This is a genomic window from Enterobacter sp. A103 (genome assembly GCF_034427535.1).
Classification (GTDB): Bacteria; Pseudomonadota; Gammaproteobacteria; order Enterobacterales; family Enterobacteriaceae; genus Enterobacter; species Enterobacter asburiae_B.
This window is the reverse complement of the sequence record NZ_JAXQPQ010000041.1, coordinates 1-501: the sequence shown is the minus strand read 5'-3', so window position 1 is coordinate 501 and position 501 is coordinate 1. Positions and strand designations below refer to the sequence as shown.

The following is a 501-nucleotide window of genomic DNA, read 5'->3' as shown; positions in this document are numbered from 1 at the left end:
GTCACCTCCAGCGCCAGCAGGTTACCGCTGGCGTCAAACTGCGGCTTGCCGGTGGTCAGGGTGACGTTCGGGGTGTTGATAAATCCGCACCCGTTACAGGTAATGCCGTACGGGTTGGCCACCATGACGTTTGCCGCCTTACCGGCGACTTCCGTGTAGCCCTGCAGCTGCGAGCGGCTGGCGCCCGTGACTTCGTTGATGATGCCTTTCGCTTCCCGCCCGGCCTGCAGGTTGGGGTTGTTCTGGATAAGCCCGCCCAGCTGGGTTTGGGTTAAACGGTCCGTGCCGTTATTGAGGATAAGCCCCTCGCTGCCGACGTTATACTCACTGAACTGGTTATGCGAGATACCCGCCCCGTTCGGGGTGGCGATGTTGACGACCGGCACCCCGTTCCCCGCCCGGTCGACCGTGGTCTGCCCGGCCGGCGTGAGCGCCGCCGCGACGGCGGGTGCCACAGGCTGCCAGACCATCAGGCCGCAGACAATCCAGCTGATCAGACGC

1 protein-coding gene is annotated in these 501 nt (G+C 64.3%); it reads right to left on the bottom strand.

Features of this window, described 5'->3' with window-relative positions; genetic code table 11:
- Positions 1–501, bottom strand: a 501-nt coding sequence (locus tag SPH27_RS23070) for a filamentous hemagglutinin N-terminal domain-containing protein (protein WP_322435926.1), incomplete at both ends; no start/stop codon positions are given.